This window comes from Parachitinimonas caeni, from assembly GCF_030129945.1.
Classification (GTDB): domain Bacteria; phylum Pseudomonadota; class Gammaproteobacteria; order Burkholderiales; family Chitinimonadaceae; genus Parachitinimonas; species Parachitinimonas caeni.
Window position 1 is genome coordinate 241,760 of sequence record NZ_JARRAF010000004.1, and the last position, 7,458, is coordinate 249,217.

Annotated in this window: 3 protein-coding genes; all 3 read left to right on the forward strand. The window is 63.6% G+C overall.

Features of this window, described 5'->3' with window-relative positions; translation table 11 throughout:
• Positions 1 to 191: 191 nt before the first annotated feature.
• The 3 genes from PZA18_RS05310 to PZA18_RS05320 are packed head-to-tail and all read left to right on the forward strand — an operon-like array spanning position 192 to position 7,458.
• Positions 192 to 1,757, forward strand: a complete 1,566-nt coding sequence (locus PZA18_RS05310; protein ID WP_284099757.1) for an amino acid adenylation domain-containing protein — start codon at positions 192 to 194, stop codon at positions 1,755 to 1,757.
• Positions 1,754 to 6,226 (forward strand): AMP-binding protein, encoded by a 4,473-nt coding sequence (locus PZA18_RS05315; protein WP_284099758.1) that lies wholly within the window; start codon positions 1,754 to 1,756, stop codon positions 6,224 to 6,226. The genes PZA18_RS05310 and PZA18_RS05315 overlap by 4 nt, the downstream gene beginning before the upstream one ends.
• Positions 6,223 to 7,458 (forward strand): ACP S-malonyltransferase, encoded by a 1,236-nt coding sequence (locus tag PZA18_RS05320; protein WP_284099759.1) that lies wholly within the window; start codon positions 6,223 to 6,225, stop codon positions 7,456 to 7,458. The genes PZA18_RS05315 and PZA18_RS05320 overlap by 4 nt, the downstream gene beginning before the upstream one ends.

Genomic DNA, 7,458 nt, shown 5'->3' on the forward strand with positions numbered 1-7,458 from the left:
GACCCTGGTTCATGACAGCCCCCGATGGGGGAGTTGCGAGTCAGGGTCGTCCGAAGAGGATCACTACCTGAATGATTTTTCATTCGGCCAGCGGGCCGAAGGGCCGCGTATTGCCTGCAGATTTGCATTGGCCGGGTGTTGGTAACGCAGCAAGAAAGCTCACAAAGCCAGCAGGCGGAGGACATCTCATCGTGAATACCAGTCAAGCCATGATTACCGAGTATTTCAAACGCACGGCAATGGATAACCCTGCACCGGCGCTCCGATGGGGCAAAGGCAGTGTTTTGAGCTGGAGCGAGTTGTACGCCAGAGCCAGCCGGCTGGCGCAGCATTTATTGCATGAACGCGATGTGCAGCCCGGCGAGTGCATCGCCATCGGCATGGAACGCGGTCCCGAATTCATGGTGGCGGCGTATGCCGTATTGCTGGCTGGCGCCGTCTACTTTCCGCTGGATGCCAAGACGCCGGTTGCCCGGATGGCCTCGATGTTGGTCACCGCCCGTTGTCGTGTCGCCTTTTGTACCGAGGCCCAGTCAGCCACCCTGCTGGCAGCCGAGCCCGATCTCGAACTGATTCTGCGCGAACAACTGTCGGCCATCGACGAGACAGGCCAGCAGCGCCTACATGACCGGCCATTGCCTGAGCTGAGCGCTGCCGGCCCGGCCTATCTGATTTTCACCTCGGGCAGTACCGGCGCGCCCAAAGGCGTGCTGGTCAGTCATGGCGCGTTGATCAATCGCCTGGAATGGCATCAGCATCACAGCGGCATGCAGGCGGATGAGGTGATCCTGCAGCGCACGGCGCTGACCTTCGATGTGTCTTTGTGGGAACTGTTCCTGCCCGCGCTCAATGGAGGGAGTCACTACCTGTTGCAGCCGGGGCTGGAAGCGTTTCCGCGAGGCATCGTCTCGGTGCTGGCGAGTGAGAAGATTTCGATCATGCATGTAGTGCCGAGCCTGCTCAAACCGGTATTGCAGGAACTGCAGGAGGGCGAGTCGGTGCTGCCGGCCCTGCGGCAGGTGTATGTCAGCGGTGAATCGTTGTCGGCCAGCCTGGTTGGGCAATTCCGCCAGTGGTTTGGCGATCGCTGCCTGTTGACCAATCTCTACGGCCCGACCGAAGCAGCGATAGATGTCACCTGGTACGACTGCAAGGAAGATGGGGTAGTGGCCATTCCTATTGGCCAGCCGCTGCCCAGCTGTGAGCTATTCATTGTTGACCCAGAAACCCGAGCGCTTAAAGGCGAGCACGAAATCGGCGAGATTGCGATTGGCGGCATCTGCCTCGCCGAGGGCTACTACAACCGCCCCGATCTGACCGACAAGGCATTCATCGTTCACCCAGCCTTGCAGCAACGCCTCTACCTGACCGGTGATCTGGGTTGGTACGAGACCGGCCGGGGCTTCTTCTGCCAGGGCCGCAAAGACACCCAGGTAAAGCTGCGCGGCTTGCGTATCGAGTTGGGTGAGATCGAGCATCACCTGCTCAATCATGCGGGTATCAGCGAAGCGGTGGCCTGCGTGGTGGAAGATGGCGACGGCGAGCAGTGGCTGGTGGCCGCGATAGCGGGCGATTCCCCGCAGGATACCCAGTTGCTACGGCAATATCTGGCCACCCTGATGCCAGCCTATATGCTGCCGGCCCGTTATTGGCAGACCGGAAAATTGCCGCGCAACAGCTCGGGCAAGCTCGACCGCAAAGCCGTTGCCACAGCTCTGCGCGAGCACTTCTTCGCTGAGATGGCGGTGTCGGCATGAGTCTGCAGACCTTTGCGCTATCCCGGTCACAACAGGCCGTCTTCAAGATGGAAGCATTCCAGCTGTCGGGCCATCGTTTCTACCTTGGCGGCGTGGCCCGCCTCACGGGCGAAGTTTCACTGGCCCAGCTGGCCCAGGCAGGCGCCATCGTGCGCGATACGCTGGATGTCTTTCGCATCGGTTTTGTAGCCAATGCAGCGGGTGATTGCTGGCATGGCGTGCGTCATGGCCAGTTGCCCGCACACATTGCCCAGATCGAACAGATCGACTTCAGCCGCCATGCCGATCCTGATCTCGCCTTTGCCCGCTGGGCCGAGCGCCAGCTCTTGCTGGATGAAGACCTCAGCCTGGCACCGATGCGGATCTTCGCCGTGCGCTACCGCGAAAATCAGGCGGGCTGGTTTGTAAAGGCCCACCACGCAGCGGCCGATGGTGCCGCGCTGGCGCTGATGATGGAGCACTTGTCGAGCGCGTTGGCATTGGGTCATTGCGTGGCGGATGCGCCGGAATTCACGGTGCTTGCAGAGCGGGAATGTGACTACGAGCAATCGCCACGCTGCGCAAAGGACGCCGAATACTGGCATGCCCTGTTTGGGGATCACGCCGGGGCGGCCCCGATACCGGTACACAGCCGCAGCCCGATTGGCGACTACCGTGGTCAGCAGGCGCGCTCCCTGCGCATCCGCTTTGAGTTGACCGATGCACATCAGCAGACGCTGGCGCGGTTCAAGCAGCAGGGCGGCTCACTGTTCCGCCTGTTCTGTGCTGCGACCGCCTATTCGCAGATGGTGATTGAAGACGGCGATGGCGTGCTGTTGCAGGCGCCCATGCTCAATCGCTGGGATGAAGCCGAAAAGCGGGCGGTCGGCATGGCGGTGGCGCCGGCTTTGTTCCCGGTCTCGCGGGCTGCCGGCGAAAGCGTGGCAGATTGCTATCAAACACTCAGGAAAACCCTGCAGAAAGCGGTGGTTCATTCGCGCTTCGCCCCTGGCGCACGCTGGGGCGAGTTGGCATCGCCTGCCTGGCGGCAGGTGGTGCCGGCCTTCGGCGTGTCTTACCAGACGGGGGCTTTCGAGAAATCCGTCTGCGGCGCCGAGGTCGAAATCGACCATCTGCAGGCGGTCGAGGCACTGTTCGCCACCTTGCATATTCACGACCGCTTTGATGGTGGCCACTTCCGGCTCGAAGCCGATTTCCGCCAGCAATGGTCGCCAGCGCAGTGTCACGCTTTTCTGGCTTCGGTGGTCGATCATGCCATGCAGGCCGCTGCTGCGGTTCTGGACTCATCGGATGCCCAGCTGATCGAGCCCGACGTCGAACCGGTGGCGCCAATTGGCCCGCAGTTGCGGACGGCTTTTCAGCGCTTTGCTGATCGTTGCCTGATCAAACCCGCTGCCGGCCATGCGCTGACCTACGCCGAGGGGCAGGCCTGGATCGCCAGTTTCCTCACCCGGTTGGCCTCGCACCGTGCTGCCGGCAGCCGGGCACCGGTACTGCTGCTGGGCCGCCGGCTGCCCGAAACCACGCTGGCTTATCTCGCTTGTCTGATCGGGCAGGTCACCGTCGTGCCTGTCTGCCCGACCACGCCACATGCCCGGCTGGCGACAATCGCCCGCAACTCGGGTGCCGCGCTGTGCATCCATGCCGCTGCCGATCAGACCCTGGCCGAATCGCTGGGCCTGCCATTGTTGCCGGTGGCGCTTGAGGCCGCTGCGCCAGCCGCACTGCCGGAACCGGATGCCGACCAGGGCCAGCCGGCCTATATCCTCTATACCTCGGGCTCGACCGGCGAACCCAAGGGCGTGGCCATCTCGCCGTCGGCGCTGGCGTACTACGCGCTGGCCGCCACCGATGCCTACGCGGCGGATTGCCCGTTCAGCGCGCCGTTGTTCACCTCCTTTGGTTTCGACCTGACCCAGACCAGCCTGCTGGTGCCTGTGCTATCCGGTGGCTTCATTCAGCCTTGGGAACAGGATATCCGCGACGAGCCGTCCATGCTGCAGGCGCTGCTGGCGGACGAAGCGCTGAGCGGCGTCAAATGCACACCGGCCCACCTTGCCTTGCTCACCGAGCATGCCCGGCCGCGCCGCAACCCGCTGACCTTTGTTGTCGGTGGCGAAAACCTGCTGGCCGGGCTGGTGAATCAGTCACTGAGCGTCTTCCCCGCTGGCAGCCGGATCATCAACGAATACGGCCCCACCGAAACCACGGTGGGCTGCTGCATTCATACCGTCAGCCACCCACACAATGCCGGGCTGGATGCCGGCCAGATCACCCCGATCGGCGAGGCGCTGGGGACGGCCGTCATGTCGATTCGCGACAGCGTGGGCCGGCCGGTGCCACAGGGCTTCAAAGGGGAAATCTGGATCGGCGGGCCAGTGCTGGCAGATGGCTATATCCATAACCCCGCCCAGACGGCGGCGAAATTCGTGACGGGGCCCGATGGCCACAGCCGCTGGTATCGCACTGGCGATCTGGGTGTGCAGGATGCGCAGGGGGTCTTCCACTGCCTGGGCCGGATCGACGATGAATTCAAACTGCGCGGCTTCCGCATTCACCCCTCTGAAATCGAAAAAGCCGTCGAAGCGGCACTGAGCCGCAGCCGGGGGCTCGGCCAGCGCTGTGAGTTGAAGGCGCTGAAGCTGGCCTTGGCCGGGCAGGAAACCGTGGTGCTGTGCAGCAGCGAAACAGTGCCGGCCGGTCAGCCAGACTTTATCGAAACCCTGCATGCCCTGCTGCCCGAGGCCTGGCGTCCGGGGCGTTACTGCGTGGTGCAACCGTGGCCGGTCAACGCCAATGGCAAGGTCGATGCCGCCGCCCTGGCGGCTGCCGTGCGGGCTGTGTTGGCTTCGGATGGCGGCGTAGCAGCCGCAACGGATGCCACTACCCCGGCAAGGCGCTATCAGCTGCCCGCGTGGCTTGATGCAGCCTTCCTGCAGCCGATCTGGCCGGATGCCATCGACTGGCAACGCTCGTTTCTGGAACTGGGTGGCGATTCGATCAAGGCTATCCGCCTTGCGGCCTTGCTGGCCAAACAGGGTGTACGCATCAGCGCGGCCGAGCTGCTGACATCGAAATCGCTGGGGGCTGTGCTGGAAGCCGCCTGTGCGGCGGTGGCCAACGTAGCGCCTGCCGTGACGGCCGATCCGGACGAGATCGACCCTGCCTGGATTGCTCATCTGCCGGCCAGCCGCTGGTTCCGCCAGCAGCCGTTCCAAGACCGCAATCATCTGCAGCAGGGGGTGACGCTGACACTGCCGGTAACGTTGCCTGCCGAGCGTATCCATGCGGCGGTGGAAGCCGTCAAGGCGCGCCACCGCATCTTTGCGTTACGGGCCGATGCCGGCACCGAGGGCTGGCATTTCGCTACGTCGGCCGGCCAGAGCCTGCGCCGCTATACCTTGTCTGGCAACGAACCGCTGGCAGAGCGGATGCACCAGCTGCAACGCGAGATCTGCCTGCAAACCCAGCCCAGCCTGCACGAAGTCGTGCTGACGCCAGGCGCGGCTACCCAGCAGCTGATCTGGGTCTGCCACCACCTGCTGTGCGATGTCCACTCCTGGATCTATCTGCTCGACGAGTTGGATCAGGCTCTGGAGGCAGGCGATGTTGGTACGGACCGGATGACCGAACACGGCGCCTTCCTGTGGGGGAAATGGCTGCATGACCAGCGCCCGGATACCACGCCTCACGCCGTGCAACCGGCACAAGCGCGGACCGGCGTGACCACCAGTCGCACCCTGAGTCTGCGCAGCAGCGATTTCACCGCGCTGGGCCAGCGTTTGAAAGCCGAGCGTAGCGAGCTGATTGCCGCCAGCCTGCTGGCCTTGCTGCATGAAGACCAGACGCTGCCAGCGCAGGCCACCGTCTTGTTTGAAAACCACGGCCGCCTGTTTGCCGAGGCCGAAGTCTCGTTCGGGCTGGCCGTGTCACTCACCCATGCCGTGGGCTGGTTTACCGGCTTCAACGCCTTGCGGTTGACGGCCGACTCGGCAGGGCAGGGCTGGCTGCATGCCCTCAAGGTGCAGCGCCACCAGCTCGGTGCCGACTGGGCGCGCCAGCTTGGCTTGCCGATGCCGCAGGATTTTCCCCTGTTATGTATCAACGACATCGGCCTGGGTCTCGCCAGTCAGACCGCCTGGCGGCATTTCACCCTTGATCCGGCCTTGTCCGGCGGCTTCCGGCACTCGGCAGAAGCCGTCAGTGCCGACTTTGATCTGCTGATCAGCGATGGCGCTGGTGCAGACAGCGGGCTTGTCAGCGTGCAGCTGACCGTGGCCGGCCCGGACACCCTTGCTGCCGCACGTTATCTGAAACGGCTGGATGTCCGCTTGCAGGCGCTGCGCGATGCCGTCCACGGTGGTCAGCCTGATGCCGTGCTGCAACAGGCGCTGCTGCCTGCCGATTTTCCTCACTGTCAGCTCTCGCAGTCGGAGCTCGATCTCATTCTTCATGGAGCTACAGCATGAGTGCCCCTCTCGACTCAGCGAAAACCGTCTTTTTATTTCCCGGCGTGGGCGCACAGCAGGCGGATATGTTTGCTGCGTTTCGTGACTTTCGCGAATACCACGACTGCCTGAGCGAAGTCTCTGATCTGTCCGGCGTGGACTTGATGGCCGTGATCCACGGCGAGCAGCGCGATGCGCTCAAGCAGGTACGGGTCTCGCAGCTGGCACTGACCGCCACCACGGTTGCGATTGCCCGCATCCTGCGCCAGCACTGCGGCCTGATCCCCGATTACGTGATGGGCCACAGCCTGGGCCAGTATCCGGCCTTGTGTGCGGCGGGTTATCTCGATCTGGCCACCGTCACCCGCGTGGTGAGCCTGCGCTCGGAAGCGGTCGAAGCCTGTGCCCGTCGCTTCGAGCAGGGGGAGATGTGCTGGGTGCTGCATGTGCCAGCCGAAACCGTGGTGCAAGCCGTTGAAACAGCCCGGCGTGAAGAAGGTATCGAGATCTACGTTTCGGCCATCGACGCTTACGACCAGGCCACCGTTTCGGGTGAAATGGCCGAGATCCGCCGGTTTGCGCCAAGGCTGGAAGCGGCCGGCGCCTTGTTCTTCCCCTTGAAGATCGGCGGGCCTTTTCACTCCCCGTTGATGGAAGCGGCGCGGGCCCAGCTGGCGGCAGCGCTCGATTTTCTACCGGATACGACGACAGACCAACGTGTATCGCGCCTTGTCTGCAATGTCAGCGCCGCTGAATTGCCAATGGCCGGGCTGAAGGCATCCATCCTGCAGCATCTGGTGTCGCCGGTGCAGTGGCTGCGCAGCCAGCAGTATCTGGCCGGGCAGGGTGTGACCCGGTATCTCGAAATTTCGCCCAAGGCGGTGCAGGGGTATCTGGTGCAGCGGGCGCGCCTGCCCATGCAGCCGCTGTGCGAGCCGCAGGCCTTGTTCAGCCTGCAGCAGCAGGCCAGCAGCGCCGAGCGGCGTGCCGCAAGGTTCTTCCAGCGTTGCTGCTTTCATTTGTATAGCGAGCCGCTCCCGGCGCTCGAAGATGACGCTGCCCTGCAGCGATTGCGGCAGATCCGCCAGGAGGTCAAACAGCGTCTGGCTGCCGCCCCCGCCACGGCCGAGGAACGCCGCTTTCTGCTGCAGCAAACCCGCCAATGGCTGGCCACTATCGAGGCCGAAGCCGGGGTCTCGCGCAGTCTGGCCCGCCAGTCGCTGCAGTGTCTGTATGAGGCGACGGAGGGTTGA